Raw genomic sequence first — 26828 nt, 5'->3', positions numbered from 1 at the left:
CCGGCTCCCCCGAACCTCGGGATTTCACCACCGCGACTCGCCCGCACCCTCGCCGCGGCGCGGGCGAGCCGATTCCGCTCAGATCCCGCCGATCCGCTGCGGCTCGATCACGAACACGACCCGCACCTGGTCACGGCCGCCGTACCAGGGGTAAGGACCGCCGAGATAGCGCTGCGCGAGTTGCTCGATGTGCTCGACCGCGCCCTCGGTGCGCACCTCCAGCACCCGCCCGCGCACCTGGAAGTACCGCCGCAGCTGCGCGGGATCGGTGACCGTCAGCGCCACCCGCGGATCGCGCTGGATGTTGCGCGTCTTCACGTGCGTGAGCACGCTGTTGATCAGCACGTGCTCGCCGTCGGTGTCCACCCAGGTCTGGGTGATCTGCGGCGACCCGTCCGGCATGGTCGTGGCCAGGTTGCACAGCGCGGGCTGCCGCAGCAGTTCGATGAGGTCTTCGGGCATCGTCACCTGCGCCACTCTGAACACCCATGGCGCCACGGCCCCTCGCGAGTGGGCGCCCGCCGCACGCATGTACCGCGCCCGGCGGCCGGTTCGAGCTAGGTTTCGGTGGTGCCCACCAATGAAGTCCGGCCGGAACCCGCCACCGTCGGAACAGCACCCGCCCAGGACGCGACGCGGACGACGCCCGGCGATCCGAGCGTCGCGGTGGTCGGTCCGGGCGCGATCGGCACCACCATCGCCGCGGCGCTGCACGAGGCCGGGCGCACACCCACGATCTGCGGTCGCGCGGCCCGCGAATTCCTGGAACTGCACGACGACGGCGGCCGGATCGTGGTGCCGGGTCCGGTGCGCATCGACCCGGCCGAGCTCGGGAACACGGTCGACCTGGTCTTCCTCGCGGTCAAGTCGACACAGCTGAAGGCGGCCGCGCCATGGCTTTCCGCCCTGTGCAGCCCGGGAACGGTCGTCTGCGTGCTACAGAACGGCGTCGAGCAGGAAGAACTCGTCACGCCGTACACGTCCGGCGGCCCGGTACTGCCCTCGGTCGTGTGGTTTCCCGCCCAGCGTGAACCGGACGGCTCGGTCCGCCTGCGCGCCGCAGCGCACCTCACCCTGCCGGACACCCCCGCGACCGGCATCGTCCTCGCCGCCTTACGCGGCACCCGGTGCTCGACCGACATCGCGGCGGATTTCACCTCCGCCGCGTGGCGGAAGCTGCTCCAGAACGCGGTCGCGGGCTTGATGGTCCTGACCGGCCGCCGCTCGGGCATGTTCACCCGGACCGACATCTCCGCGCTGTCCCTGGCCTACCTCCGCGAATGCCTCGAGGTCGCACGCGCGGAAGGCGCGGTACTCGGCGACGAGGTGCCGCAGCAGATCGTCGACGGATTCCGCAGCGCCCCAGCCGACATGGGCACCTCCATCCTCGCCGACCGGCAGGCCGGTCGTCCCCTCGAATGGGACATCCGCAACGGAGTCGTGTCGCGGCGCGGCCGATCCCACGGAATCCCCACTCCCGTCAGCGATCTGGTCGTACCCCTGCTGGCGGCCGCCGGCGACGGACCCGGCTGAGCGCAGCGCCGGAGTCCACCGGCAGGTCACCGTCCCGGTCGCGCACCACCCGGTAACCACGCGCCGAAACCTGTGCTCCCACAGCGGCGTACCGCTGCGGGAGCACGAGCCCACTGCCGCGAACGGCCCACTCGTTCCGCTCAGATCGCCCCGGTGCGCAGCGTTTCCAGGTTGGCGGTCGTGACGGCGGTCGGGTCCGTGTGAGGTCCGACGAGGACGACGGTGCACCGGGTGGCGTGGGTGAGTGCGGTGGTGAAGCTGCCGTCGGTGAACTGGGCCAGCGGGCCGCGCGGGGAGCGGCCGATCGCGACGGCGCGAGCGCCGACCCGGTCGGCGTGCCGGCCCAGTGCCCGGCCGGCGGCGGCGTGGTCGCCGATGCTGCCGAGGACCTGCCCGGCGGCGGAGATTCCTTGCGCGGCAACTCGATCCAGATGCGCGACCACGGTGGCCCGCGCCTGGTCGGCGGTTTCGGTCTCGGTGGCCTGTCCCTCGACCACCGTGGTCTGCTGGACGTGGACGATCTCCAGCACGCTGCCGGTGTCGCGGGCGAGGCGGGCCGCGGCGTCGACGACCGCGGGTGCGTACTCGCCGGCGCCGACCGCCACGATCACCCGGGACTCGTCGGCGTCGGCCGGAGCGCCGACGGCGGTGAAAGTCGGTAGGACGGGCGCGGATTCGTCGAGGTGCGATTCGGCCCGGCGCAGCATCCCGTGTCCGGTGGCCAGCACCGGGATGGCGAGCACGAAGGCGGCCGCGCCGACGTAGAACGGCAGGCGCAGTCCCGCCGCGTCGGCGAGCTTGCCCGCGACGTAGGGGGCCAGGCCGCCGCCGATGAACCGCACGAACCCGTACGCGGAGGAGGCGACGGGCCGCTCGACCGGGGCTACGAGCATCACCGCCTGCGTGGTGAGGGTGTTGTTGATGCCGATGCAGGCGCCGCTGAGGATCACGGCCACGATCACGACGGCCGGGGTCTGCACGCAGGCCGCGATCACCGCCATGAGGATGCCCAGGGTGGCGAGGTTGGCGTAGAGCACCGGTGCGGTGCCGAATCGGCCCTGCAACCGCGGGGCGCCCAGCACACTGAAGATCGCGACGAGCAGTCCCCAGCCGGTGAACACCAGTCCGAGCCGGATCGCGTCGAGCTTCATCGGGTACGGGGCGTAGCCCAGCATCGTGAAGAAGCCCCAGTTGTACATCAGCGCAACGATTCCCATGGTCAGCAGGCTGCGGTGCCGCAGCGCCTTCAGCGGGGCGATCGGGGAGGTGGCCCGCGCCGGTCGCGGGGTGTCGGGGACCAGGGTCGCGGTGGCGACCAGCGCCACGGCCATCAGCGCCGCGACACCGAAGAACGGCCCGCGCCAGCTGATGTCGCCGAGCAGTCCGCCCAGCAGCGGGCCGACCGCGATGCCGAGGCCGAGCGCGGTCTCGTAGAGGATGATCGCACCGCTGAACCCGCCGGTGGCGGAGGCGACGATCACCGCCAGCGAGGTGGTGATGAACATGGCGTTGCCCAGACCCCAGCCCGCCCGGAACCCGACGATCCCGTTGATCGACCCGCTCATACCCGCCAGCGCGGAGAAGACGACGATCACGATCAGGCCCGCGACCATGGTGCGTTTGGCGCCGATCCGGCTGGAGATCCACCCGACGAAGATCATCGCCACCGCGGTGACGATGAGATAGCTGCTGAACAGCAGCGCAACCTGACTCGGCGACGCGTGCAGATTCTTGGCCAGCGCGGGCAGGATCGGATCCACCAGGCCGATCCCCATGAAGGAGATCACGCAGGCGAAGGCGACGGCCCACACGGCTTTCGGCTGACGGAACGGACTGACGGAGGTGTCGTGCGAGGTACTCATGGCGGCTTTCTCCACGTATACGGAAAGGGGTGTCGCGAGAACGGCCGGCCTCAGGGTCCGTGGATCACCCGGGCCAGGGCGGGCAGCGCGATCAATACCGCGCGCTGTTCGGGTTCGGACAACTTCTCGATCAGTCGTCCCAGCGCCAGGGCACGTTCGGTGTGCCGCTGCCGCACCATCGTCCGGCCCGTGTCGGTGATCTCCACCAGCACCCCGCGGCCGTCGGTGCGATGAGAACCGCGCGTCACCAACAGGTCCCGCTCCATCCGGGTGATCAGCTGCGTCATGCTCGGCTGCGAAACATGCTCCGCGCGAGCCAATTCCGTCAGCCGCCGCGGCCCCTCCCGGCCCAGCCGGTTGAGCACCGCCGAGGCCGTCGTACTCAACTCTCCGGTGGTGGCGCTGCGCCGCACATACCGGACCAGCTCCTCGACCGCAGCGATCAGCTCCCCCATCCGCTGCGGTTCCCCAGGGTCCGAATATTGATGCATAGGCTAAGTATGTACATGCGGGCAGACCGCTGGCAACAGGAACCGCGCCCGAATTCCGGCCGTCCTACTCCCCGCCCGCGCCCGGCGGGTGGCCGCCGCGCGGCTCCTCGGTGGTCCGGTCTCCCGGCTGCCGCACGGACCGCCGCGCGTCCATCAGCGAGCCGACCACCGCCAGCCAGCGGGCGAACAGCATGTCCCGCACGATGTCCGGCTCACGGTCCGTCCGCGCCGCCGACATCCAGCTCCGCACCAGCACGATCGCCTCCGCGCCGATGACCGGTTCCGGAAGTGCCCGCACCGCTTCCAATCCCATACTGCGCACACAGTCGGCCAGGAACATCATCGGGTAGGGCCCGATCCCGAAATCCTCGGCGTCGCGCGCCGCGGCGATGGCGGCATCGGTGAACAGGACGGTGCGCGCCGGCCCTTCCACAGGCAGACCTCCGCGAATCGCCGCTTCCACATCCAACTCCCACAGATCGTCGTCGAGACGTCGTTCCACGCCGCCCATCACGGAAGCAGCACCGCGTAGGGGATCTTCTCCGATTGCGAGTCCGTCGGCGAACTGCCGGTGAGATCACCGATCTGGCCGTTCACGAACTGCTCCTTGGTCACCCATTCGGTGTAGCCCCAGGGGTTGTAGATCTCGAGTTCGTCACCCTTCGCCGCGATGATCATCATCTGGTGACCACCGCCGCCGGATCCCGTGGTGTTCGTGTCGATGGGGACCGGTTTTCCCGCGTCGAGCGCCGCCTCCACCCTCGGCAGCACCGCCTGCCGGTCGGCGGCGTTGTTCAGATCGACACTGTGGTAATTGCTTCCGGTCGACGAATTCAACAGGGCTGTCGCATTTTTGGTGGGATCCTCACCGGTCGCGGGATTGTGGAAGTTGCCGAGGTAGGCGGCCTGGACCCGCTTCGCGACCGTGCCCGGGCTGTCGTCGCCGGGGTTCGACCCGCCCTTCGGACCCTGACCCGTGGTCAGGCCCAGCATGTAGACCGGATCGTTCTGCGCGCGAGCCATCACGGTCGAGGCGACGACGCAATCGCCGGTGGTCTGCTGGCTGTAGAACGGGAAAAAGTAGGCGTAGCCCGGTTTATCGGTGTCGGGGATCGTCGTCTGCGTTTGGCCCAGATAGCTGGGGGTGTATTGATCACCTGGCCCCCAGGTGGTGTTCCCGGTGCTCAGGCGTGGATTCAGGTGGTCCGACAGCCAGGCGGGGTCGGAGCCGTGCGTATGGATCACCCGGTCGAATTGTTCGATCTGGTCGAGGGTGTATCCGTTGGACAGCGCTTTCCAGAGATATGCGGCTTCCTGTGGCGAGCCCGACCGCGACAACAGGGCGTCGAAAGCGGCCCGGTCCGCGGGCGACATTCCGGCCAGCAGCGCCGAGGCCCGGGACGCCTGCGCCGGAGTCAGTATCTGCCCCAGCGACCCCGGCGTCGGGCCGGAGTCACCGGCATTGGCCAGCACCACCGCGGTCAGCGGATCCACACCCGGTCCGTGGATATCGCGCGCATGGGCGTCCGCGGCAAGCTGATTCAACACGGTCGTGAGGTCGTCGGCGGCGCCGTCCCGCAGCAGGGCGGCGGTCAATCGGGTGTGGCAGGCTTCCGCGACCCCCGCCAGGATCGTGATCCATGCGGCCTTGGAAGGCTTACCGAACAGCTTCGACACTGCCACATGCGCGGTTTCGAGGGTCTTCTTGCCGGATGCGTCGTTCTTCTGCGCTGTCGTCAATTTCGTGGCAAAGGTGGTCAGTGCCTCAGCGCCGTCGTGATAAGCGGTGATCGTTCCCATCATCTGGCTGCCGAGGGCCATGACGGCCTGCGCGGCGGTTTCGCCGGCCCCGCCACGCCAGGCGGCGGGCAGTTTCGAGCGCGCCACGACGCCCAGGTCTTCGGCCACGCCGGTGGATGTCGTCTCCGCATTTCGATAGGTCGCCGCGAGGCCGTCGACCGCCGCCGGATCGCCGCCGGGAGCGGGCGGGCGCAGGGCCGCCTCGATCGCCTGGCGGCCGAGACTCGGAATGTGTGCGACCAGCGCGGGACTGCGCCGCAGATCATCGATCGCGGCAAGTGCGACGGACAACGCGTGCGCGGTGGGCGAGAGCGGCAGCACCGTCGTACCGACGGTACCGGGATCGCTGTCCTTCGCCCTCGGACCGTCCGCCACGCTTCCTCCGATTCGGCCGACAGCCCTTCGGCCCGCGATCGTCAGGCGAAAGAGACCTGAACATATCCGAATTCGGTAGGGAGACTTTCACGTTCCAGCGCGGATCCGCATTCGATCTGGACAGACCTGGACCATGCTGGACGCGCCGGAATCACCCGAGTGCGCAGCGGGCCGAATTCACACCGCCCGGCGCAACCGCATCGGGTCGTGTTCCCCGCCGATCGCCCAGGCGAGTTCGCCCTGCTCGACCAGGTACACCGCGTGGGCGAGGGTCTCGGAGACCGCGGCGACCATCATGCGGCCGACCTCGGCCCACGGCCGCGACCAGGTGAGGCGTTCGGCCAGTTCCCAGATCGTCGGTGCGCCGACCGCATCGACCACGGCCCCGATCTCCGCGCATCGCCGCCTGTGGTGGTCGCGCAGATCCGCGGTGCGCGCCGCCAGGCCACGGAACCGGTATTCGTGGGCCGGCAGCGCCTCGTGGTCGTCGAATTCCGCGATCCGTTCCAGCGAGTTCAGGAAGGACGACAGCGGTGATTTCTCCGACGCCGAGTTCACGCCGAGGTTCGGGGTGATGCGCGGGAGCACGTGATCCCCCGTCATCAGCACCCGCGCTCGCGCCTCGCGCAGGCAGAGGTGGCCGGGGGTGTGACCCGGCGTCCAGATGGCCTGCATCCGGCGGCCGGGCAGCGGCACCTCGTCCCCGTCCTCGAGCAGCAGGTCGGGTTCGGCCGGCGGTTCCGCATCCCGGTCGATCCGCCCGGCGAGATCCGCCAGGAACTCGTCGATCACCGGTTCCGGCGCTCCCGCGGGCCGCATCAGCCCCTCGATTCGCGCGCGCAACCCGCCGAACTGCGTGTGCGCCGCGGTCAACCGGCGCTCCAGTGTGTCCCGCTCCGCGGGATGCATCGCGACCCAGGCGCCGGAAGCGGCGCGCAGACGTCCCGACATGCCGTGGTGATCGGGATGGATGTGGGTCACCACGATGCCGGTCACGTCCTCGACGCTCGCACCCGCGGTCGCCAGGCCCGCGACCAATGCCTCCCAGCCCTCGTCCGAACGCCAGCCGGGATCCACCACCACGACGCCCTGATCACCGGGGACCAGGTAGGTCAGGGTATAGCGCAGCGGATTGTCCGGAAACGGGACCGGCAGCGACCACAAACCCCCGGAAAGGGGTTCGACCTGCGGTAACACCCGCTCGCGCCAGGCTTCACGCTGGCCGGTCCCGGTGACGATGACAGTGGATTCATCGGCCGCCGGTGCGGACGTCTCGGTTTCTCCCATTCGATCACAGTATTGAATGACCGGGAGAAACAATAGTTTCGGCTATGTGTGAGAATGTGCACTTCCAGCTGGAATCGACCGGTGAAATGCGCGGTCAGAGACCGGATGCGGAGCCCTGTACGGCGGTGTCGAACATCTCCTGACTGCCCTCGGGCGTCTCGTACGCGGACCGCCGGCGCGGCGGCACCCCCGCGTCCGCACCGGTGGCCCCGTGATCGGCCGGCTTGTCCTGCGGCGCCATCACCGGCGCACACGCCGAACCGGTCCCGGCATCGCCGGGCGCCGCCGAGGCGATGCCCGGCACCCCGATCACGGCGAGTCCGGCGACAATCGCGATCCTCGTCTTCATCCTCACGGGAACCTCCTTCGAATCCTGTTGATACACACACCAATAGCTACGGAGGTGGGTTACAAGGCCGGCGGATCACGGTCGCCCGGCGAACAGTTCGGCGTCCGCTACGACCACGCGGCGCGGCGAGCGAGTAGGCTCTCGATGACGCCGATGGCTCGGGGCGGCCAAGTTGATTGCTGCGCAAGTGGTTCGGGCCGGAGTGCAGGTGGCGAACCCGTGCCGGGTCGCCGCTCGTGCTGTCCGGATGGCAGGGTCGGGAACGGCCGGTCGCCGGGAGGAAAGGGGAATACCTGTGGAATCCGAGCAGCCGCCGCCGGGTATCGATGTCTCCAAGCCGCATCCGGCTCGGCGTTACGATTACTGGCTGGGCGGCAAGGACAATTTCGAGGCCGACCGGGTATCGGCGCGGCTGGTGACGGAGGGATATCCGCCCGTGCAGTGTTCGGCGGTGGCGAATCGGGCGTTCCTGCGGCGGGTGGTCGCCTATCTGGCCCGCGACGAAGGGGTCCGGCAGTACCTCGACATCGGCGCCGGGCTGCCCACCGCGGGCAATGTGCACGAGATCGCGCAGGACATCGCTCCGGAATCGCGGGTCGTGTACGTCGACAACGATCCGATCGTGGCGATCCACGCGAAGACGTTGCTGCACAGCAGCCCCGGTGGACGCACCGCCTATCTGCAGGCCGACCTCCGCGATCCGGCGGCCATCCTGGCCGATCCGGAGGTGCGGACGGTGCTGGATTCGAGCCGGCCGGTGGCGCTGATGCTCGTCGCCGTCCTGCACTTCATCACCGACGATCAGCGCCCCTACGATCTGGTGCGCCAGTTGTGCGACGCGCTGGCGCCGGGCAGTTATCTCGTCATCTCCCATGCCACCAGCGATCACCTCACCGCGGAGGATCTGGCCGAGAGCGAAGCGGCCAACCAGCGCAGCGGCATTCCGTTCCGATTGCGATCCACCGCCGAATTCGGCCGCTTCTTCGACGGTATGGAGTTGCTGCCACCGGGAATCGGCTCGATCCTGTCGTGGCGGCCGGAGGCCTGGAGCGCGCATCCGCGGCCGGAGGCGGTGTCCATGCTGGGTGCGGTCGCGCGTAAACCCTGAAACTCTCTGCCCGGCACGGACTCTCGCACCACGGGCCGCCCGCGCGGCGATTCTGGTCTAGGGTCGTCCACATCGGACCCACGGCGACCCGTGGTGTGGCGGCGTCTCGAAAGGTTCTGCATGCAAACGCGTTACAGTCCCTACGACTTCGACGTACAGGCCGACCCGTACCCCTACTACGCGCGGCTGCGGGAGCAGGCGCCGGTGTTCCGCAACGACACCGACGACTTCTGGGCACTGTCACGGCACGCCGATGTGCTTGCGGCGCTGCGGGATTCCGACCGGTTCTCCAGTGCGAACGGGCTGCGGCTGGAACCGGCGTTCTGGGGCCCGCAAGCCGAGCAGTTCTTCTCCTTCGTCGCCATGGACCCGCCCAAGCACACGCGCATGCGCGGACTGGTGGCGCGCGCCTTCACCGCACATCGGGTGCAGGCGCTGGAACCCCGCCTGCACCGGATGGCCCGCACCGTACTGGAGCCGTTGCTCGAGGCCGGAAGTTTCGACCTGATGGCCGATTTCGCCGGGCCGTTCCCGACGGATGTCATCTCGGAACTGGTCGGCGTCCCCGAAGCGGACCGCGCCATGATCCGCGCCCTCGGCATGGAGATCATGTACTCCGACGAGGAGTCCCCCGACCTGCGGCCCGAAGCGGTGCAGGCGATCGGCGCCCTGATCGGCTATTACACCGAGCTGACCACCGAACGCTACAAGGACCGCCGCGACGATCTGCTGTCGGCGCTGCTGGACGCGGCCGACGGCGACGACCGGCTCACCCCCGAAGAGATTGTCGGAGTGCTCATTCTGCTGGTCGGAGCGGGCATCGAGACGACGATGCTGACCCTCGGCAACGCCTGGAACGCGGCAGCGCAGTTCCCCGACCAGCGCCGCGCCGCCTTCGACGGGCGGATCGACGACTGGATCAGCGAAACGATGCGGTTCGATCCCCCGTCCCAGACCCAGCTCCGCACCACCACCGAGCCGGTCGAGCTGCACGGGGTGCAGATCCCCGCCGGACAGCGGATCGTCCTGATCTCCGGCTCCGCGAACCGCGACCCCGAGGTCTTCGAGAAGCCGGACACCTTCGACCTGGACCGCGACACCAGCGCCTCCCTCGCCTTCGGCACCGGCCGCCATCATTGCCTCGGCGCGAACCTCGGCAGGCTGGAACTGCGCGTGGCCCTGGGCGCGATCATCGACACCGTCGCCGACTACGAGATCGATACCGGCAACGCCAAGCGGATCCACTCCTCGAACAACCGCGGCTTCGCCACTCTCCCAACCCACGTCACCCTGCGCTGAGTCGCTGATCGGTCCCGTTCACAGATCGGCGAGGAATTCCACGCCGAAGACGGCCCGGCTCGCCGGCGGCCGGTAACCCGGTGAGAGGCAAGGGCAATGCCGGCCCGGACGGCTTCGACAGCCGGGCCGGGCGTTCGGGAATTCAGCTCTGATAGTTCGGATCGTTGCGCGCGACGGTGACGACGAGCGGGTCGGACCGGCTGCTCGTCCCGACCGTCCCACCGTCCGCCCACACACCGATGCGGGAAGATAGGGTTCTCGACCACCCACCCGTGGCCCTCGATGCAGACGGTTCTGGTCACCGTTCGGCGTGAGCGGCGGTGGTGGACATCATCGTCGCCGCGACGATACTGCGAGCGTGACGATGGCTGCACGTCGAATCGCGCCGCCACCGGTCAGGTGAGGGTGTCGGCGGTGGCGCGCAGGTGCCGGCCGAGTTCGGCGATGCGGGGCGCGGTCAGTGTGGTGAAGGGGTGCAGGCACAGGTTGTAGGCGACGCGGCCTCGGCTGTCGAAGATCGGGGCCGCGACGACGGCGACGTACTGGTCGCGCGGCTCGGTGGTGTCGCCGGGGGTGGCGCGCACGAGTTCGACGAGGACCTCGTTGAGGTGTTCGCGCATGGTGGGTGAGAGCGCCGTGTGGAGTTTGGTCATGAACGGTATCGCCGCGAGGGCTTCGGGGCTGGTCTGTTCGACGCTGAATCCGGCGGCGCGGGTCTGATCGAGTTGCTGCTCGACGGTCGCGGCGAACGTGGCGCTGTCGATACCGCTGCGGGCTGTCCAGGATCGGCGTTCGGCGTCGGATTCCCAGGCGGCGTAGGCGGGTCCGTACGGGGCTGCGAACGGGACCCGGTCGCCGGCCGAGGCGTGCCAAGGGTGGTCGTGGCCCGGCACGAAGGCGGTGATGACGAGTTCGTCGCCGTCACGTTCGGAAACCGAGGCGGCGTAACCGGTGTCGCGGGCGGCGGTCGCTGCCGCGCGGGCGGCGCGGGTGAGGGTGGCGGAAGGGTCGAGTCGGCGCGCCACGCGGGTCAGGCCGTCGCCGATGGTGAAGGTCTTGTCGGCCGGGTCACGGGCGATCCATCCGGAGTCGCACAATTCGGCCAGGACCGCGGATGCGGTCGCCTTGTTGATCCCCAGCGCCGAGACGACATCGCTGAGCCGGGTGGGCCGGGTGTGGCGTTCGACCAGCAATTCGACGACCTCGACCACGCGCCGGGTCGGCGGCGAGGAAGCAGTCACGGCGGCTCCTGGGGCGAAGAGGTCTCGGCCTGACGAGGTTACGTCGGCCCGGTACGCATCGGCGTGGGCGACACCGTCACCGGCGTACCGATGACGGCGGTCTTGACGTCGAGTGTCCCGCATCACTATATTTCGCATATTCGAACTATGAGTTCGAATATTCAAACACAGGATGGCGCGGCCGGGTGCCCCGGGGCATCCGGATCACCGACCACACCGACGTTAGGAGCACATCGATGGCGGCACAGACTCCCCCGCCGGCAGGCGGCCCGGACACCGAGGTCGCCGTGATCACCGGCGGCGCTTCGGGTTTCGGGCTCGCGCTGGCCGATCAGTGCGCACGGCGAGGGATGCGGGTCGCGCTGCTGGACATCGATCACGACCGCGCCGTCACCGAGGCCGGAACGCTGTCCGCCCGGCACGGCGTCGCCGTGAGCGCGGTCGAGACGGATGCCGCGAGTTCGGCTTCCGTCGATGCCGCCGCCACGGCCGTCGCCGACCGGTACGGGCGCGCCGACCTCGTCGTCTCCAATGTCGGAGTCCAATTGTTCGGCGCCGTCGAACGACTCACCGACCGGGAATGGCAGTGGGTACTCGACCTGAACGTCATCGGCGCCGCCCGGACCGCGCGGGCATTCCTGCCGTTACTGCGCGCGGCGCCGAAAGGCCGGTTGGCCTTCACCACCTCGTCGTCGGTCCTGGATCCCGCCAGCCGGATGGGCGTGTACCAGGCCGGGAAGTTCGCGGTATGGGGCCTGGCCGAGACCTTGCGCCTGGAACTGCGGGATCAGGTTGCGGTGTCGGTGATCTTCCCGTCGGGAATGCTGTCGAGACACCTGGAGTCGAGCGCCGTCGTGCAACCGGCGGAGTTGCGGCGCCCGATCGGCGACGCCGCCGACTTCGAAGCCATGGCGGCCTCCAATCCGGGGATGGTGCAGGCACCCGTCTCCCCGGACGAGGCCGCGTCCAATGTCGCCGACGAGGTGCTCGCCGGAACCCGCTACATCGTCACCCACGGCGATCTCGAGCCCGCCGTGCGGGAACGATCGGCATTGCTGGCGGACGCGGCCCGGCGCGCCTTCACCCGGACATCCACCGCCTGATCCAGGCGATAACCCTGCCACCGCACACCCCGGAATGGAACGAACATGGATGATTACGAGGCGATCCGCCAGCTGAAGGCCCGCTACTTCCGTCTCATGGACACCAAGGACTGGGCCGGTATGCGCACGGTGTTCACCGACGACGTCGTCATCGACACCACCGAATCCGGCGGCCCGACCGTCACCGGCGCCGACGAATTCATGACCTTCCTGACCGCGGCGCTGGACGGCGTCATCACCGTGCACCACGGCCACACCCCCGAGATCGAGCTGACCTCCCCGACCACCGCCCGCGGCATCTGGGCGATGGAGGACAACCTGCGCTGGCCCGACGGCACCGAACTCCGCGGCTACGGCCACTACCACGAGTCGTACCGCAAGATCGGTGACCACTGGCTGATCGAGCAGCAGAAACTCACCCGGCTGCGAACGGATATGACTGCGGCACAGACCCGTTCATAGCCCCGGCGGTCCGGCCGTCACCGGCGAGCCAGTTCCTCGCGATGGCCGTACTGCTGTAGCACCGTCGCGGCCCGGCCGGCGGGTGCGTATTCGTCCAGGAATGCGAGGAATTCGGCCCGGAATTCCGCCACCTCCGCGAGTTCTACCTGCAACCCGGCGGCGGCTTGGCGACCGAGGTCCCGGGCGAGTCGGCCCCGGACAACTACCGGTACGACCCGGCCGATCCCACCCCGGCCGTCGGCGGCTCGCGGTTCCAGTTCAACACCGGCAGCGTCGACAACACCGCACTCGAGGCTCGCCCCGATGTGCTGACCTACCCGACACCACCGCTGGAACAGGCCGTCGAGATCATCGGCGAGGTCGGAGCGGAGATCTGGTTCCGCTCCAGCCTCGCCCACGCGGACGTGTTCGTGCGGGTCTGTGATGTGCGGGCCGACGGTCGTTCCTTCAATGTCACCGACGGCCTGGTCGGCGTCACCGACGCCGACCACGACACCCGCGCGACCGTGACCCTGTTCGCCACCGCCCACCGATTCGAGGCGGGCCACCGCATCCGCGTCCAGGTCTCCAGTGGCGCCTTCCCGCGCTACAACCGCAACCCGGGTACCGGCGAACCACGCGGCAGCGCAACACAATTGCGCGCGGCCGAACAGACCGTCCACCACGACCCGGCCCGGCCCTCGGCGGTGATCCTGCCGATCCACCGGAGCTGAGCCGGGCACGTCGCCGGAGGTGCCATCGTGTCCTCCGCGGCCCGGTCGACCTGCGCCACCGCTCACGCCGAGCCGTTGAGCCTGCCCAGCACCTCGTAGCCGTTTCGCCGCGTCACCGACAGCGCAGACCGGCGCCATCGGCTGACCGCGCGCCGGCGCGCGGCGTGGCGACACCCGGCACCCGAGCGGCGGCTCCTACCGGTGTCGAATGCTGTTGCTGTCGTGGGCGATGAGGCCCGCGCGGAGCCGGAACCGGTCGTCGGGTCTGCGAACGTCGAGACCGGTCAGTTCCTGTATCCGCTTGATGCGGTAGTCGACAGTGTTGACGTGGACATACAGCTCGCGAGCGGTCCGCCGCCGGTTGAGGTCGGTGGCGAGGTGAATGCGCAAGGTGTCCAGCAGGTTCGGAGCGCTCACCAGTGGCGCGACGGCCGCGGCCAGGAGGTCCAGTGCGATACCGGGACGGGCGAGCTGATGTTCGATCACGAGATCGGCGAGGCAGTACAGCCGGGCGGGCAGGCGGTGCTGCCGGGTGAAGGCGACCAGTTCGTGTGCCAGGCGCACCGCTTGCGGGAGCCGGGCCACCTCGCCGTGCACGACGACGATGTGGCTGTCCTGACGCAGTGCGCCGGACAGGATCGCGGCGGCCTTCCCGGTATCGGCGTCACTCAGGTCCGTGACGGGCACCAGCACCGTCGCGCCCCGCAGCCCGGCCAGGGCGAGGACGGCGGTCGAGTACTCGGTCAGCCCGGCGCGGGCCAGATCCCACCAGTGCGTGATCTCCGCGCGATTGCCCAGCGGCCTGCTGAACCGCACCGCGAAGACCCAATAGGTCTCGGCCAGAGCGATATTGCCCGCTCGGGCCAGCACCGCCGGATTGCGGCCGGCCAGCAGTGCCGCCGCGACCGCGTGCACCGCCCGGGTGCGGTCGGTGGCGGCACCCGACACCGACCGCAGGTACGCGCGGGAGACGGCCGCGGCGATGATGGTCCTCGCGGCGAACAGGGATCGGAACGTCTGCTGGGGTACCGGGTGGTCGGCGCGGCCGATTTCGTCGAGGACGACCTGCATGCCCGTGTGCACGCAGCGCACGACGACCGGCAGCGGAATCTCGTTGTGCGCACACCGCGCCGCGCACTGCTCGATCGCGGTGACCCGATCCGCGTGGTCCCTGCCGTCGAGGACCGCCGCGGCGACCTCGAGGCAGGCGGCGACCGCGCGCCGGATCTCCTCGTCGTAGCGGTGGTCGCCGCCGTGGGCCGTGATCAGGCGCTGCGCCACCACCGCGGCGAGCGCGCGGGCATCGATGAGCGGCTTCCGGTTTCGTCCCGGTGCACCTGCCCGCACCGCCTTGTCGCGGCCGCGCCCGGCAGCCGGTGATCTCTGCGCCACGACCATCGGTCACCTCACCACTTCTGCCGAAAACTGCATGGTTTCCAGCCGAAACCGTAGTGTTTACTTGTGGTAACAACAAGGTCGCACGGTTACCGGCCGGTCCGTGGATGATTCGGCGCAGTTCACTGCCTATGATCCAGAGGTGGTTCGTTCCGGAACGGGAGACCGGCCCTCGATCTTCGAGGCGGAGATCCGTTCTCTCCCCAGTGGTTACACGGGTCTTCCGCGGCAACTGGTCGAGGCGTCGCAGTTGCAACGGCTGCGGCACGGTGTGCTGATGGCCGTGACCGATCACGGCTACGGGCAGGCGACGATCGCCGCGATCGCCGAGCGGGCCGGGGTGTCGAAGAAGACGTTCTACGAACACTTCGCGGACAAACAATCCTGCTTCGTCGAGGCCTACGAGTACGGCCGGATCGCGGTGCTCCGGGACACCACGATCGCGGCGGTCACCGCGCAGGCCGCCGGGGCCGGTCCGGTGGAGCAGATACGGCGGGGCACCGGCGCTTTCCTCGACTTCATGGCGCGGGAGGCCGCCTACGCGAAGGTCTTCCTGTTCGAGATCCTGTCCGCGGGACCCGCCGCCGTCGACCGCTATCTCCGATGCCGGGCGGACTTCACCGCTTCGCTGCATGCGTGGCATCTGAAAGCCCGCGCGGTGCATCCGGACTGGCCGGAGGCCCCGGCGGTCGCCTACGAGGAGGCGACCGCCCTGGTCCACGGGGTCACCCTGTGCCGGGTTGCCGCCCAACGCGCCGGCGAACTCGGCGACCTGCTGGAATCCCTGGTCGAGGGTCAGCTGGCGGTCCTGCGCGTCCCGGCCGGCGCCAGCGCGGACGAGCGGTCCGCACCGGCCGGCTGAACGCTACGAGGAACCCCCGGACCCGGTGGGCACGGCCCCGATCGCCGGCAGTACCACCGAGCACCGCACCGGCTCCGCATGCGCGGGGTCCAGTGCGTTGAGCACGTCGCGGGCCGCGACGGGATCCGAGGCGAGCGACAGGTGATCGGCCAGATCCTGCGGGCACTGGTCCTGCACCGTGAAGTTGGTCGAATTCGGCTCCGCGACAATGCCACTGGTGTACGGGATCACCAGTTCGTCGTAGCGGGTGACGATCTGGGTGTAGGAGACGTCGGGAACCGTGATGCCACCGGCGTCGAGTTGCTGGACGAATGCCGATGTCGCGCCGAATTCCACTGCGGCAGGACCCTCGGCGGAGCCCGTGTTCAGTCCGAAGGAAGGGCCGACCCCGTGCACCAAGGGAGCCAGCCCGACCATCGTGGCGACCTTCGCCGCACCGTGATCGAACTTGAGGTATCAGTACGGCATGGTGGCGCCCTCGGAATGCCCGACGATGTCGACCTTCCGGGCTCCGGTGGCGTCCAGAACCCGATCCACGAAGGCGTCGAGCGTACGCGCACTGCTTTCCATCGAGGCCAGCCCGCCGACGAATCCGGCCGACGATCCGCCGTTGTCGTTACCGTAGGTGAGCGCGAACACGCAATACCCGTTGTTCGCCAGCAGCGGCCCGTAGGTCTGCCAGTTGTCGGTACGGTTGGCCAGGAAACCGTGGACCAGCACCACCGGCTCCGGATGCTCGGGAGTCGGCCGGCACCCCCAGTCGTTCGTTCCCGGTGGCGCGGCGCCGGCACCCTGTAGCGCGCTGGTGGCGGCGTCGAGAAGGAAGTGGTACGGGACCGGATACGGTGTCGGCGGCGGGTCGGCCGTGGCACTGCCCGCAGCGCACCACGGGATCGCCGCCGCCACCGCGGCGCCGAAAACCGCTACACCCCACCGTCGTTTCTTCTTCAGGTCGGTCATGCGCGGACTATGGCACGGCGCGCTCCGCCCCGATCGGGGATCTCGAGCATTTTGTGACGCAACCACATTCGAGATTGTGATGCGCGACAGGCTGCCGAGATTCCGCCTCGGCACCGGGGTCGATCAACTCCCCCAGCGCGAGGGTGACCAGCGGGGTGTCCGGGGCCGCCTTCAGGACGACGGCCAGAAATGTATCGTTAGCGATGTATTATTCGTCGAGCCGGGAGAGTTCGCATCGGAACAACAGTTCCGGCCTGCCCGGCGTGACGCCGCCGCGGAGGAGTCGTGTTGACAACAGCTGAAGGCCGACAGCGAGGGCGGCTCCGCCGGACCCTCGCGATGGTGATCGCCGCGGTGACGATGAGCGGCCTGGCCGCGGCCTGCGGAAGTACGTCCCCGCCACCGGCACCCGCCGCCACCGCCACGACACTGGGTGTGCCGCCCGATCGGCAGCTGCACGAGCGGGTCGCGATCAGCGAGTTGCCGGTGCCGCCGACCGCTCCGACCGACGCGGCCGGATCCTGTACCGAGGCGGTCAATCCGCATCGGACCGGCTGCGTGACGGCGCAGTGGGGCGGGCTGGGCGCGACCGGATTCTTCCCCGACAGCAGGTACACCCTGGTGGGCGTGCGGTTCGCCGGTGCGCCGGCCGCGCCGGACCCGGCCGCGGTCTACTCCGGGCCGCAGGTGCTGCTGGTCCGGACCGACGGCGGCGCCTTCGCCGGCGGCGACGCGTGGAAATGCCTGTCGTGTGTGCCCGCGGCCAACGCGCAAGGGGTCGACGCCGCACAGTTCACCTACCCCATCCGCGGCTTCCGCGACGGGAAGCGGGTCTTCCTCGGGCACAGCATCCTCGATTGCGGCGAGTTCGAGGTGAGCGACGATCGGTGTACCCCGGACCGGATCCACATCTATCCGATCCGCTGGAACGTCACCCCCGACGGGTCCGGCGACGGCGGCGCCTACCGCGAACCGCGGCTCAATCCCGACGACACCCACCTGGGCTGGAACTACTTCCCGGGATTCACCGGCGACCTGAGCCCCTCGGCCACCATCCAGTACGGATTCATGGGCACACTGGAGTTCGACCCGCATCCGGCCACCGGCAGCCCGCTGGTCCCCCGCTACGACCTGACGAACGTGACCACCCTGTACAACCCGGCCCCGCAATACCAGTACTGGGTGACCGACGGCGACGCGCTGAAGATCAACCCGGCCGGCATCATCGGCGAGTTCCGGGGCTGGACCGCCGACGGCCGCGCCGCGGTCGGCCTGACCCCGCACGATTCCGGCAGCGTCGACCTGTGGGCCACCGACAACCGCACCGGACAGTCCCGGCCGCTGACCGACCACGCCGAGTACAGCGACCCGATGTCGGCCTCCCCCGACGGCAGATGGACACTGGCGGAACAGGTTCTGGGGTCCGGGCGGCTGGACTTCATCTCCGGCCTGCGCGGCATTCCGCCGATCACCGACCTGTTCACCACCGGGTACGTCTCCAGCATCCGCAACAACGGTCAGCGCCGGTTCTTCGCACCGTACCTCGTGAACGCGGCCGCGGACCGCAGCCAGCAGATCAACGCCGGCGGTGATCCGAACTGGAACGCCGCCGCCGACCCCGCGTGGCTGGCGGACAGCACCGGTGTGGTCTACGCCGAGAACCAGGTCGTCACACCGGCCTGCGGTGGCGGCAATCCCCTGCCCTGCCCGGCCTCCGCCGAACCCGGCGGGCGGCACAGCCGCGTCATGATCGCCCGCTTCCCGGATCTGGCACCGCAACCGGTCCCGGTGATCCCGCCGATTCCGGACGCCGTGCCGTGGGGCACGCCGTACACCCCCGGCGTGGCGCTGCCGACGCCGAATCTTCTTGCGGCGGGCAGCTATACGCTGACCGGTGCGCGGCACGGCACTGCCCGCGTCGAACTGGCCGGTACGCCGCTCACCTCGATCACGGTGACCTACACCGCTTTCAGCGACGACGGCGACCACACCGTCGACGGCACCGAGAGCGCGGCGATACTCCCCGACCACAGCGTGAACCTGCACGAGCACCTCACCCTGTCGGGCCGGCGGACCGGGACGAAGACCACGAGCGAGCCCGGCGGCTTCACGATGAAACCGCAAGTGCTACAGAACAATTTCCAGGCCACCGGCACGCTGACCACCACCGTCGACGGCCACGCGTACACCCAGCCCGGGAACGGGGACTGAACGCGAGGTGGTGATCAGCGGCCGGCTCGACTGGCAGGTCGGCCGCCGCGGCAACTGGTCACCGGACATGGGAGACTTCCTGCAAGGCGCGCTGACCACCGACGACCGCCCCGCCGGCGAGCGCGAACTGCTCGCGCACTATCGCGACGCGCTGGAACTGCCCGCCGATGAACTGCCGACGACGGACGAGATCTGGCTGCGCTACCGCGCATCGGTCACCCACGGGCTCACCAGCTGGCCGGCCACCGCCAGCGCCGGAGAACTCCGGCAACGCCCCGACATCGCCCTGGCCCAACGCTATTCGGCCGCCTACACCGACCTGAACACCGCCGACGCGATCGCCACCCTGGACAGCCGACCGTGCGGCCCTCGGTGACGTACCGACAGCATCGCCGCCTGCGATACATCGCCGAGAATGTATCGCAGGCGATGTAATCTTCGGAGATGGATGCGCAGCGATTGCATCGCCTCGGGAAGCGGCTCATCGAGCTGTCCCGGCAGCACGTCAAGCTCGACGCCGACGAGCGGGCGATCGGCGCGTCCACCGAGGGCCTGTTGCTGGAAGACGTACTGCTGCACCCGGACAGCACGATCAGCAATATCGTCGAACGCACTGGCTTCTCGCAGGGACACGTCTCCGCGCGAGTCGCCCGATTGGCGGACCAGGGCCTGCTCAGCACCCTCCCCGATGCCGCAGACCGGCGCCGCACCCTGGTCCGCGCGACCCCGACGCTGCAACGCGCCATCGATCGGCGGCACCGCGTACCTCGGGAAGTGTTCACCGAAACGCTCGCCGACCCGGGTACAGCCGACCGGGTTCTCGCCCTCCTGGACGAACTCGCCGACCTGCTGTTACCCGCGGGAAGCGACGGCCCGTGAACCGGACATCCACAGTCCGGCAACCGATTTCGACGACCTGTGGTGGCACTTCGGCATCCTCACCCTGATCGTGGTCGTCGTCGTTCCCAGCAAGAAATCTTGATCCGCACGCGCTGACGGGGCGGCAGAACAGGATCTCCCGTTCCGGCCTACTGCGGCCGCGCGCGGATGGCGAGCAGCGCGGTGTCGTCGCTGGCGAAACCACCGTGGTAGTCGGCCAGGATCGCGGCGATGTGATCGATGGTCGCGACCGCGCCGAGGCCGTGGCTGTCGGCGAGGGCGCGCGCCAGGTTGCTCTCATCGAAAATCGGCTTGTGTGGCTGCGGGCCGGCGGGGTCGGCCCGCGCTTCGCAGGCGCCGTCGGTGTAGAACAGCAACAGGTCGCCGGGACCGAGCCGGAATCGCACGTCGGTCAGCTCGACGTCGTCGAGCACTCCGAGCAGCGTGCCGACTGTCCCGACCGGCCGGACGCGACCGTCGGCCCGGCGCACCAGCGCGGGTGGATGTCCGGCCAGGCACAGCCGGCCGGTGACACCGGCGTCGCTGGTGCGGAAGGTGGCCTGCACCGCGGTGAGGAATCGCGGTGCGCGCTGGGCCAGCATCGCGGTGTTCAGCCGGTCGAGCACGATCGCCGGCGACAGATGTTCCCCGGCGTCGGCGCGTACCGTATAGCGGGCCAGCGCGGTGACCCTCGCCGCGTCGGTGCCCTTGCCGCACACATCACCGAGCACCGCGGTCCACCACGGTCCGCGTGCCTGGAACAGGTCGTAGAAATCTCCGACCACCGATACCTCGCCCGAGGCCGGCAGGTATCGCGCGGCACTGTCCATGCCCGGCACCGGCCGCAGTACCGGCGGCAGCAGGCTCTCCTGTAGACTGCGGGCCAACTCCGCGGACTGAGCCAGCGCATCCTCGGCAACGTTCAGTGCGACGCGGGCGGCTTCGAGCGAGACGCGATGATTGACCTCGTTGGACACCGCCCGTGTCAACAGCGCCAGGGTGTCGAGATCCTCAGCCTTCCACGAGCGCGGCCCGGCGTCGATGACACACATGCTCCCGATCGGATACCCCTCCGAACTCTGGATCGGGAACCCCACCCATGCCCCCACCCCCCACGGCCCGATCGCGGGATGGCCGGCCGTGCGGGGATCATTCGCGGCATCCTCGACGACGAAGGGCCCGTTCATACCCACGGGGAAATAACAGAAACTGTCCCCGACCGCGTTCTGCCACTGCTCGAAACCCTCGAACGGCAGATGCGGTACCGACTTCCAATAGGTGCGGCTCTCCCCCACGAATGTGATCGCGGCGATCCCGCATCCGGTGACCGACGCCGCCAACCGCGCCAGATCATCGAACACACGCTCCGGTCCGCTGCCGATCTGCCCGCTGGCCGCGAGTGCCGCCAGCCGCGCCGGGTCCGACAGCACCGCCGGGAGCCCATCGGCCCGCACACCCTCCGGATACACCACCGCTCCGATCAGCCTCACCCGATATGTCGAACCACAACTCTACGCAGCCGGGTCGGCACGGGTCGGGCCGCAGCGTGGCGGCGGCTCGTTGACCTGCGGTGCAGCGGTCCGCACAGCGGCGGGGGCCACGGTGACCTGCCCCGGTCGCTCGGCTCGGCGCCGCGTGTGACGCTACCGGTCGCCGCGGTGGCGGGCAGAGGCTCGATCGATACGGCGTTCGGCCGCCCGGTGACCGCGCCGCAGGCGCAGGGCCGTGCGCAGCCCGGGATGTCCGGTGCCGTCGGCGGCGACCGCAGTGGATCCGGTGAACTTTCGTTCCGAGGCGGTCTCCGGCGCGTCGTCGGAGGTCGCGATGAGGAAGCGGTCCGGCAGGGCGAGTTTATGGATGGTGCGCATGACCAGGAGGTATTGATGCAACAGCGGGCCACTGGTGTAGGGGAGATCGTATTTGTCGCAGAGGGCCCGCACCCGGACGGCGATCTCGGGATAGCGGTTACTGGGCAGATCGGGGAACAGATGGTGCTCGATCTGATGACTCAGATGGCCGCTCAGAAAGGCGAGTACCGGTCCAGCGTCGAAGTTCGCCGAACCCAGCATCTGCCGCAGATACCATTCGGGCCGGGTCTCCTGTTCGATCGCCGCGGCGGTGAATTTCTCCGCGCCGTCGGGGAAATGACCGCAGAAGATCACCAGATAGGCCCAGACATTGCGCAGCACGTTCGCGGCGAACACGGCGGCCAGCGTGCGCCGCCAGCGTGCGCCGCTCAGCGCGGGGAACAGCAGGTAGTCCTTGCCGAGTTGCCGGGTGATCTTCCCGGACAGGATCCTGGCCTGCGCGAACTTCTCGGCCCGCGTCGTGGCCCGGGCGCGTTCGGCATCGAGGCCGTGGATGGCGATTCCCCACTCGAAAGCGGCCGCCAGCAGGATGTTCTGCAACGGCTGCAACAGCATGTACGGCCGCCAGCGCTGGTCGCGGGTCACCCGCATCACACCGAAGCCGATATCGTCGTCCATGCCCAGCACGTTGGTGAACACGTGGTGACGATAATTGTGCGCGTAGCGCCACTGTGCCGACGAACCTGCCATATCCCATTCCCAGGTGGTGGAATGGATTTCGGGATCGTTCATCCAATCCCATTGGCCGTGGCCGACATTGTGCCCGATCTCCATGTTCTCGATGCTCTTCGCCACGGCCAGCGCGACCGTACCCACGGCGATCCCGATTCTGTTGCGGCTCAACATGATCACGAGCCGTGCCGCGACATCGAGACCGCGCTGGGCCGCGATCGTGCGGCGGATGTATGCCGCGTCCCGAGTTCCGCGGCGGTCCTCGATATCGTGCCGGATCTCGTCGAGTTCGCGTCCCAGCGCCTCGATATCGGCCGCGCTCATCTGTGCATAGACGGCGACGTCGGTGATTGCCATTGTTCCTGCCCTCGGGTTCCTGTGAGGTGGCCGCGGGGAGTGGTGATCGCGCCCTCGATGGCGACGCCTCGCCCGCTGTCGTTCCGGTCGCGACCTGCCGGATCGGCGATCGCTCGACACATGAACCGGTTACCGCCAGCGTAGGTGCCGTAACGGGATATATCTACAACGTAGTGTTACATTGTTAACACAGTCCGTACGGCACGGTCATCGGCGGCCCGGATCGTCGCTGGACAGATTCGCGGCCAAGCCGGTCAACAGGATGTCGAGCCCGCGTTCGAGCTCGGCGGTGCCGTCGTAGGCGTCGAGCACCGGCGCCAGTTCGCGCAGCAACGGGAACTCGCTGATGGGCAGTCGATACAACCCGAGGCGGAGCACGCCGTCGGTCTCCTCGGGATTCTCCACGATCTCCTGCAGTTCGTTGAGGATGTGCCCGAACAGGAATCCGAAGAAGGCTCGATAGACGTGCAGCGCGTCGGCGCCGGAGAAGCCGGCACGTGTCAGCAACGCCAGCATGTCTTCCAGCGGCCGCAGCACCGCCCGCGACCGCAGTCCCAGCGGCGTCGCCAACGGCCGGGTCACCAGCAGCGGCACCACTTTCGGATAGGTCAGCGCCAACCGGCGGAAATCCCTCGCCACCACTCGCAACTGGGATGTCCAGTCCGGGGCGCCGGCATCGACCGACAGCTGCGCGAACACGATCTCGGCCACACCGTCGAGCACCGCGGCCTTGTTCGACACATGCCGGTAGATCACCATCGGATCGCGCCCCACCGCATCGGCCAGCCGCCGCATCGACATACCCTCGACCCCGTCACGGTCGACGATCTCGAGCGCGGCCTGCAACACCGCCTCGCGCGTCACCGGACTACGCCGGCGACCGGCGGCCGAGGGCTCGGTTGCGGGCCGCGTGGATTCACTGTCGATCGGTGATTCGGCCATGGTGGGGAGGGCCTCCTGTTCTGAACGGCTGAAATTCTTCGATAGTGTAGACCTACATTGTTGACGTAAGGGTCGGGAAGGCGTGTACTGGAAGAGCGGATCCACTGGATCGCCGTGCTGAGCATGATTCGATTTCGTCGCCGAACAGGAGCATTCCGATGGCGCCACTACAGATTCATCACCGCTCGGCCCGGCATCGCGTTCCACCGGACTGCACTCCCCGATTGCGGCTGAAGCCGAAGGCGGACAGCACCGGCTACCTCGATGGCGCATGGTGGCCCCGGTCGGGCAAACTGACCGCCGAGCTGCCGGATCTGCTGGCGGTCCTGTCGGTGCGGCTGGGAACCGTGCAGCGTGTGGTCTACGACAGGGCGAGCTGGTCACACGTCCCCCGGCAGCTGATGCTCGGCGACCGGACGGTCCCCCTGGACGCCTACTCGTTCGAGCTCGGCAACACCATGTACGTCTACGGCAGCGCAGGTCACGTCATCGTGCTCCGCGTGATCACCGCGAACACCGACCGCGACACCGCGCACTCCGCCCTGATGACGATGGTCGCCCGCGACCCGGCGGCGCCCCCTGTTGCCCAGCCGGTACCGCGAGTCGCAACCCGGTCGACCGAGTAGATCGCGAATCGCGGACCGAGCAACCCGGCACCGCTCAGCGGACCGAGCGGATGTCGCCGGGCACAGTGCCGCCCTCGGAGGCCCACATCTGTTGCGCGGCTGCGTTTTCCGAGTCGTCGCTGCGCGCTCGGGTGGCGGCGGCCAGCAGTTCGGCGGCCGTGGACGAATCCGCCGACGAGGAGGTGGCGGCGGTCATGACGGCTTCCGCCACCTCGCGTGCGGTGTCCGGCGGGACGACCAGCAGAATCATCCGACCCCCGCCGACGGCGAGGACGTCGACGGTATGCGCCGGTTTGAACCGGTATCCGTCGAGCCGGACCCGGCGCCCATCGGTGATGAATCCCCTTGGCGTGGTGGACCATTCGAGGAGATGGTAGGTGATCCGATGAATGGTCCCGAGCTGTGGCTCCAGGAAGGCGAGCAGCTCGGCGGCCTCGACGGTGAGATCGTCGCTGCGAGGCCACCACGCACCGTCGAGATGTCCCGAGCCGGGTGCGCCCGACCGGCGCCGAACCCGTGCACCGGTTGCGGACGGGGGGTCACGGCCGGTATCGGCCGGAAGCGTTTCGATGGTCATGACGACTACTTCTTTCTGCCGGTGATCAGCTGGGCTGGGGCACATTGAGGTGGCAGGTACCCACAGTCGGGTGCATACCGAGGTAGTTGAGCGGGCCGGCGATGATCGTGACCGCAATGGTCCCAGCGGTCGCGCAGGTGGTCGGCGCACTGGTGTAATAATGCCGCTGAGCACCGGCGACAACACCGATGATCAACCAGGCCAACACCAGAATTCCGACGATGCCGGCCGCTCCGGAGCGACGCACGGGACGAAGCCTCCGACTGTCGCTCGCATAGGTTCTCATAGCTTTTCGTTCTCCACATCGTTCGAATTGAGGGCTCTGCTGAAGTGCGCGCGAGTCATCGATCGCGGTGTGACGGAACGGCGTGCCGCCGGCTCACCGGCTCGGCCGCACCGCCGGAAGTGTCGGTGACGACCTCGGTGGTGCGGGTGTCCGCGCGGGCGGGGACGGTCCGGCGGCCGTATTCGGCGTCGCGGAGGTCCCGATCCCGGAGATCCTGGCGGGCGGCACGGCCCCGGCGGGCGGTGCGACGGGCACCGGCGAGCAGTAGCGCGAGCCCGGCGATACCGATGCCGCCGACGGCGATGCCGTAGAGGAACAACACCCCGGTGGAGCCGGTGACGTGATAGCCGAACAGCGAGAAGTTGTCGGTCAATGCGTGGTTGGTTCCGCCGTTGGCGAAGACTCCCGCGATTCCGATGAGGACGGCGGCGATGAGGACGACGAGTCCGATGATGACGATCATGGGAATCCTCTCCGATCTGTTGTTTCCTCTCAGTACACGCTTGCCAACGCCGTATGTCAACGCTGTAGGTCTACTTAATTTTCCCTGCTCCGACGGCCGATGCTGCCGACAGCAATACCCCGGAGCGTCGCTGACGGAGGAGCGGAGGGACCATTGATCGGTGACCACGACCGGTCGTGCCCATGACCTCGGCTATGCGGCCGGGTGGCAGCTGATCCGGCTCCTGCCCGAGCGGTCGGCCGTTCGCCTGTTCGACGCGGCCGCCGACCGCGCGGCCCGCCGCAGCGAACACCAGCAACTGCGGCGCAACCTGTCCCGGGTGCTGGACACGACGCCCGACCGGGTCCCGGCCGGACTCGTGCGAGCGAGCCTGCGCTCCTACGCCCGCTATTGGCGTGAGGCGTTCCGGCTGCCGCGGATGGATCCGGCCCGCCTGGCCGACACCATCGAGGGTTCGGCGACCGGTCTCGAGCACATCCGGGACGCGGTCGACCGCGGTACCGGTGCGGTGCTGGCGCTCCCGCACAGCGGAAACTGGGATCTCGCCGGAATCTGGGTCGTCCAGCGCATCGGGCGACCGACCGTCGTCGCCGAACGGCTCGCCCCCGAGTCGCTGTTCCGGCGCTTCGTGCGCTTCCGCGAAGGACTCGGCTTCGAAATCATCGCCCGCACCGGCGACGCCACACCACCCTTCCCGACCCTGATCGACCGGCTTCACCGGGGCCGGGTCGTCGGCCTGCTCGGCGAACGCGACCCGTCCAGCGCCGGGGTGCCGGTCACCTTCTTCGGGGAACCGGCCCGGATGCCGTCCGGCCCGGCACGGCTGGCCATCGACACCGGCGCACCGCTGCTGCCCGTCCGGTGCTGGTTCACGCCGACCGGCTGGGGCTTCCACATCGACGCACCGGTCGACACCACCCACGGCATCCGGCAGACCACCCAGACCCTCGCCGATCGGTTCGCCGCAGGCATCGCCGCCCACCCCGCCGACTGGCACATGTTTCAGCCGCTGTGGACAGCCGATCTCCATAATCGCCCGGAACGCGGCACTGTCGCATAACGCTGCGGGCGGTACCGGCCGAGCGCCGGTATCCGGCCGATTCGCGG

Annotated in this window: 28 protein-coding genes and 1 pseudogene; 12 read left to right on the top strand and 17 right to left on the bottom strand. The window is 68.9% G+C overall.

Translation table 11 applies throughout. The annotated features are described in order from the left end of the window. Positions 1–78: 78 nt before the first annotated feature. Entirely contained in the window at positions 79–462 is a 384-nt protein-coding gene (locus LBW94_RS30830; RefSeq protein WP_225058999.1) for a PPOX class F420-dependent oxidoreductase, read from the bottom strand. 108 nt (positions 463–570) lie between these two features. On the opposite strand from LBW94_RS30830, the gene LBW94_RS30825 reads away from it, so the two are divergent. After that, on the top strand, positions 571–1533 hold the full coding sequence (locus LBW94_RS30825) for an oxidoreductase (RefSeq protein ID WP_266272569.1): 963 nt from the start codon (positions 571–573) through the stop codon (positions 1531–1533). A 140-nt stretch (positions 1534–1673) separates the two neighbouring features. Here LBW94_RS30825 and LBW94_RS30820 read toward each other — a convergent pair whose 3' ends face one another. From LBW94_RS30820 to LBW94_RS30795, 6 genes are all read right to left on the bottom strand, one after another. After that, positions 1674–3395, bottom strand: coding sequence for an MFS transporter (locus LBW94_RS30820; protein ID WP_225058912.1), 1722 nt, complete (start codon positions 3393–3395; stop codon positions 1674–1676). Positions 3396–3445: 50 nt separating this feature from the next. Beyond that, on the bottom strand, positions 3446–3886 hold the full coding sequence (locus LBW94_RS30815; protein WP_225058913.1) for a MarR family winged helix-turn-helix transcriptional regulator: 441 nt from the start codon (positions 3884–3886) through the stop codon (positions 3446–3448). Between the two features lie 64 nt (positions 3887–3950). Continuing rightward, complete coding sequence (locus tag LBW94_RS30810) at positions 3951–4397, bottom strand: hypothetical protein (RefSeq protein ID WP_416276989.1); 447 nt, start codon at positions 4395–4397, stop codon at positions 3951–3953. Further along, positions 4397–6061 (bottom strand): WXG100 family type VII secretion target, encoded by a 1665-nt coding sequence (locus tag LBW94_RS30805; protein WP_225058915.1) that lies wholly within the window; start codon positions 6059–6061, stop codon positions 4397–4399. Before LBW94_RS30805 ends, LBW94_RS30810 begins: the two co-directional genes overlap by 1 nt. A gap of 177 nt (positions 6062–6238) precedes the next feature. Beyond that, entirely contained in the window at positions 6239–7348 is a 1110-nt protein-coding gene (locus LBW94_RS30800) for an MBL fold metallo-hydrolase (RefSeq protein ID WP_225058916.1), read from the bottom strand. A gap of 94 nt (positions 7349–7442) precedes the next feature. Then, complete coding sequence (locus LBW94_RS30795) at positions 7443–7703, bottom strand: hypothetical protein (RefSeq protein ID WP_225058917.1); 261 nt, start codon at positions 7701–7703, stop codon at positions 7443–7445. 289 nt (positions 7704–7992) lie between these two features. On the opposite strand from LBW94_RS30795, the gene LBW94_RS30790 reads away from it, so the two are divergent. Both LBW94_RS30790 and LBW94_RS30785 read left to right on the top strand, forming a co-directional pair. Beyond that, positions 7993–8805, top strand: a complete 813-nt coding sequence (locus LBW94_RS30790; RefSeq protein WP_225058918.1) for an SAM-dependent methyltransferase — start codon at positions 7993–7995, stop codon at positions 8803–8805. A gap of 120 nt (positions 8806–8925) precedes the next feature. After that, the gene (locus LBW94_RS30785; RefSeq protein WP_225058919.1) at positions 8926–10104 is read left to right on the top strand and encodes a cytochrome P450; all 1179 of its coding nucleotides are present in this window, start codon (positions 8926–8928) and stop codon (positions 10102–10104) included. A 395-nt stretch (positions 10105–10499) separates the two neighbouring features. Here LBW94_RS30785 and LBW94_RS30780 read toward each other — a convergent pair whose 3' ends face one another. Next, the gene (locus tag LBW94_RS30780; protein ID WP_225058920.1) at positions 10500–11345 is read right to left on the bottom strand and encodes a helix-turn-helix domain-containing protein; all 846 of its coding nucleotides are present in this window, start codon (positions 11343–11345) and stop codon (positions 10500–10502) included. Positions 11346–11581: 236 nt separating this feature from the next. On the opposite strand from LBW94_RS30780, the gene LBW94_RS30775 reads away from it, so the two are divergent. The 3 genes from LBW94_RS30775 (at position 11582) to LBW94_RS30765 (ending at position 13623) form a co-directional block, all read left to right on the top strand. Then, positions 11582–12448 (top strand): SDR family oxidoreductase, encoded by an 867-nt coding sequence (locus LBW94_RS30775; protein WP_225058921.1) that lies wholly within the window; start codon positions 11582–11584, stop codon positions 12446–12448. Positions 12449–12493: 45 nt separating this feature from the next. Next, entirely contained in the window at positions 12494–12910 is a 417-nt protein-coding gene (locus LBW94_RS30770) for a nuclear transport factor 2 family protein (RefSeq protein ID WP_225058922.1), read from the top strand. A gap of 164 nt (positions 12911–13074) precedes the next feature. Continuing rightward, the gene (locus LBW94_RS30765) at positions 13075–13623 is read left to right on the top strand and encodes a CocE/NonD family hydrolase (RefSeq protein WP_255634513.1); all 549 of its coding nucleotides are present in this window, start codon (positions 13075–13077) and stop codon (positions 13621–13623) included. 195 nt (positions 13624–13818) lie between these two features. On the opposite strand, the gene LBW94_RS30760 is transcribed toward LBW94_RS30765, so the two are convergent. Further along, positions 13819–15021, bottom strand: a complete 1203-nt coding sequence (locus LBW94_RS30760; protein ID WP_225058923.1) for a PucR family transcriptional regulator — start codon at positions 15019–15021, stop codon at positions 13819–13821. A 139-nt stretch (positions 15022–15160) separates the two neighbouring features. Here LBW94_RS30760 and LBW94_RS30755 point away from each other — a divergent pair, with 139 nt between their 5' ends. After that, positions 15161–15880, top strand: a complete 720-nt coding sequence (locus tag LBW94_RS30755; RefSeq protein ID WP_225058924.1) for a TetR/AcrR family transcriptional regulator — start codon at positions 15161–15163, stop codon at positions 15878–15880. A 3-nt stretch (positions 15881–15883) separates the two neighbouring features. Here the strand turns inward: LBW94_RS30755 and LBW94_RS30750 are convergent, their stop codons facing one another. Both LBW94_RS30750 and LBW94_RS30745 read right to left on the bottom strand, forming a co-directional pair. Beyond that, the gene (locus tag LBW94_RS30750; RefSeq protein WP_225058925.1) at positions 15884–16297 is read right to left on the bottom strand and encodes a hypothetical protein; all 414 of its coding nucleotides are present in this window, start codon (positions 16295–16297) and stop codon (positions 15884–15886) included. Between the two features lie 39 nt (positions 16298–16336). Then, complete coding sequence (locus LBW94_RS30745) at positions 16337–16840, bottom strand: esterase/lipase family protein (RefSeq protein ID WP_225058926.1); 504 nt, start codon at positions 16838–16840, stop codon at positions 16337–16339. Positions 16841–17128: 288 nt separating this feature from the next. Between LBW94_RS30745 and LBW94_RS30740 the strand changes: the two genes are divergently transcribed. From LBW94_RS30740 to LBW94_RS30730, 3 genes and pseudogenes are all read left to right on the top strand, one after another. Beyond that, positions 17129–19051, top strand: coding sequence for a hypothetical protein (locus LBW94_RS30740; protein ID WP_225058927.1), 1923 nt, complete (start codon positions 17129–17131; stop codon positions 19049–19051). A gap of 19 nt (positions 19052–19070) precedes the next feature. After that, positions 19071–19427, top strand: a pseudogene (locus LBW94_RS30735) (aminoglycoside phosphotransferase); the annotation flags it as partial. A 68-nt stretch (positions 19428–19495) separates the two neighbouring features. Beyond that, on the top strand, positions 19496–19930 hold the full coding sequence (locus LBW94_RS30730; RefSeq protein ID WP_225058928.1) for a MarR family winged helix-turn-helix transcriptional regulator: 435 nt from the start codon (positions 19496–19498) through the stop codon (positions 19928–19930). Between the two features lie 149 nt (positions 19931–20079). Here the strand turns inward: LBW94_RS30730 and LBW94_RS30725 are convergent, their stop codons facing one another. The 3 genes from LBW94_RS30725 to LBW94_RS30715 all read right to left on the bottom strand — a co-directional run bounded on the left by LBW94_RS30725 (position 20080) and on the right by LBW94_RS30715 (position 23769). Beyond that, positions 20080–21420 (bottom strand): SpoIIE family protein phosphatase, encoded by a 1341-nt coding sequence (locus LBW94_RS30725; protein ID WP_225058929.1) that lies wholly within the window; start codon positions 21418–21420, stop codon positions 20080–20082. A gap of 153 nt (positions 21421–21573) precedes the next feature. Continuing rightward, the gene (locus LBW94_RS30720; protein WP_225058930.1) at positions 21574–22827 is read right to left on the bottom strand and encodes a fatty acid desaturase family protein; all 1254 of its coding nucleotides are present in this window, start codon (positions 22825–22827) and stop codon (positions 21574–21576) included. A 207-nt stretch (positions 22828–23034) separates the two neighbouring features. Continuing rightward, positions 23035–23769, bottom strand: coding sequence for a TetR/AcrR family transcriptional regulator C-terminal domain-containing protein (locus LBW94_RS30715; protein WP_225058931.1), 735 nt, complete (start codon positions 23767–23769; stop codon positions 23035–23037). A 224-nt stretch (positions 23770–23993) separates the two neighbouring features. On the opposite strand from LBW94_RS30715, the gene LBW94_RS30710 reads away from it, so the two are divergent. Next, the gene (locus LBW94_RS30710) at positions 23994–24395 is read left to right on the top strand and encodes a DUF5994 family protein (protein WP_255634514.1); all 402 of its coding nucleotides are present in this window, start codon (positions 23994–23996) and stop codon (positions 24393–24395) included. 34 nt (positions 24396–24429) lie between these two features. On the opposite strand, the gene LBW94_RS30705 is transcribed toward LBW94_RS30710, so the two are convergent. The 3 genes from LBW94_RS30705 to LBW94_RS30695 are packed head-to-tail and all read right to left on the bottom strand — an operon-like array spanning position 24430 to position 25721. Beyond that, on the bottom strand, positions 24430–24972 hold the full coding sequence (locus tag LBW94_RS30705; protein ID WP_225058933.1) for a DUF5994 family protein: 543 nt from the start codon (positions 24970–24972) through the stop codon (positions 24430–24432). A 25-nt stretch (positions 24973–24997) separates the two neighbouring features. Beyond that, on the bottom strand, positions 24998–25258 hold the full coding sequence (locus tag LBW94_RS30700) for a hypothetical protein (protein WP_225058934.1): 261 nt from the start codon (positions 25256–25258) through the stop codon (positions 24998–25000). A 55-nt stretch (positions 25259–25313) separates the two neighbouring features. After that, positions 25314–25721, bottom strand: coding sequence for a hypothetical protein (locus LBW94_RS30695; protein WP_225058935.1), 408 nt, complete (start codon positions 25719–25721; stop codon positions 25314–25316). 160 nt (positions 25722–25881) lie between these two features. On the opposite strand from LBW94_RS30695, the gene LBW94_RS30690 reads away from it, so the two are divergent. Next, on the top strand, positions 25882–26781 hold the full coding sequence (locus tag LBW94_RS30690; protein ID WP_225058936.1) for a phosphatidylinositol mannoside acyltransferase: 900 nt from the start codon (positions 25882–25884) through the stop codon (positions 26779–26781). Positions 26782–26828 lie beyond the last annotated feature (47 nt).

The sequence above is a fragment of the Nocardia sp. alder85J genome (assembly GCF_020176955.2).
GTDB lineage: Bacteria > Actinomycetota > Actinomycetes > Mycobacteriales > Mycobacteriaceae > Nocardia.
Note: the sequence above shows the minus strand (reverse complement) of the source record. Positions and strands in the feature narration are given on the sequence as shown.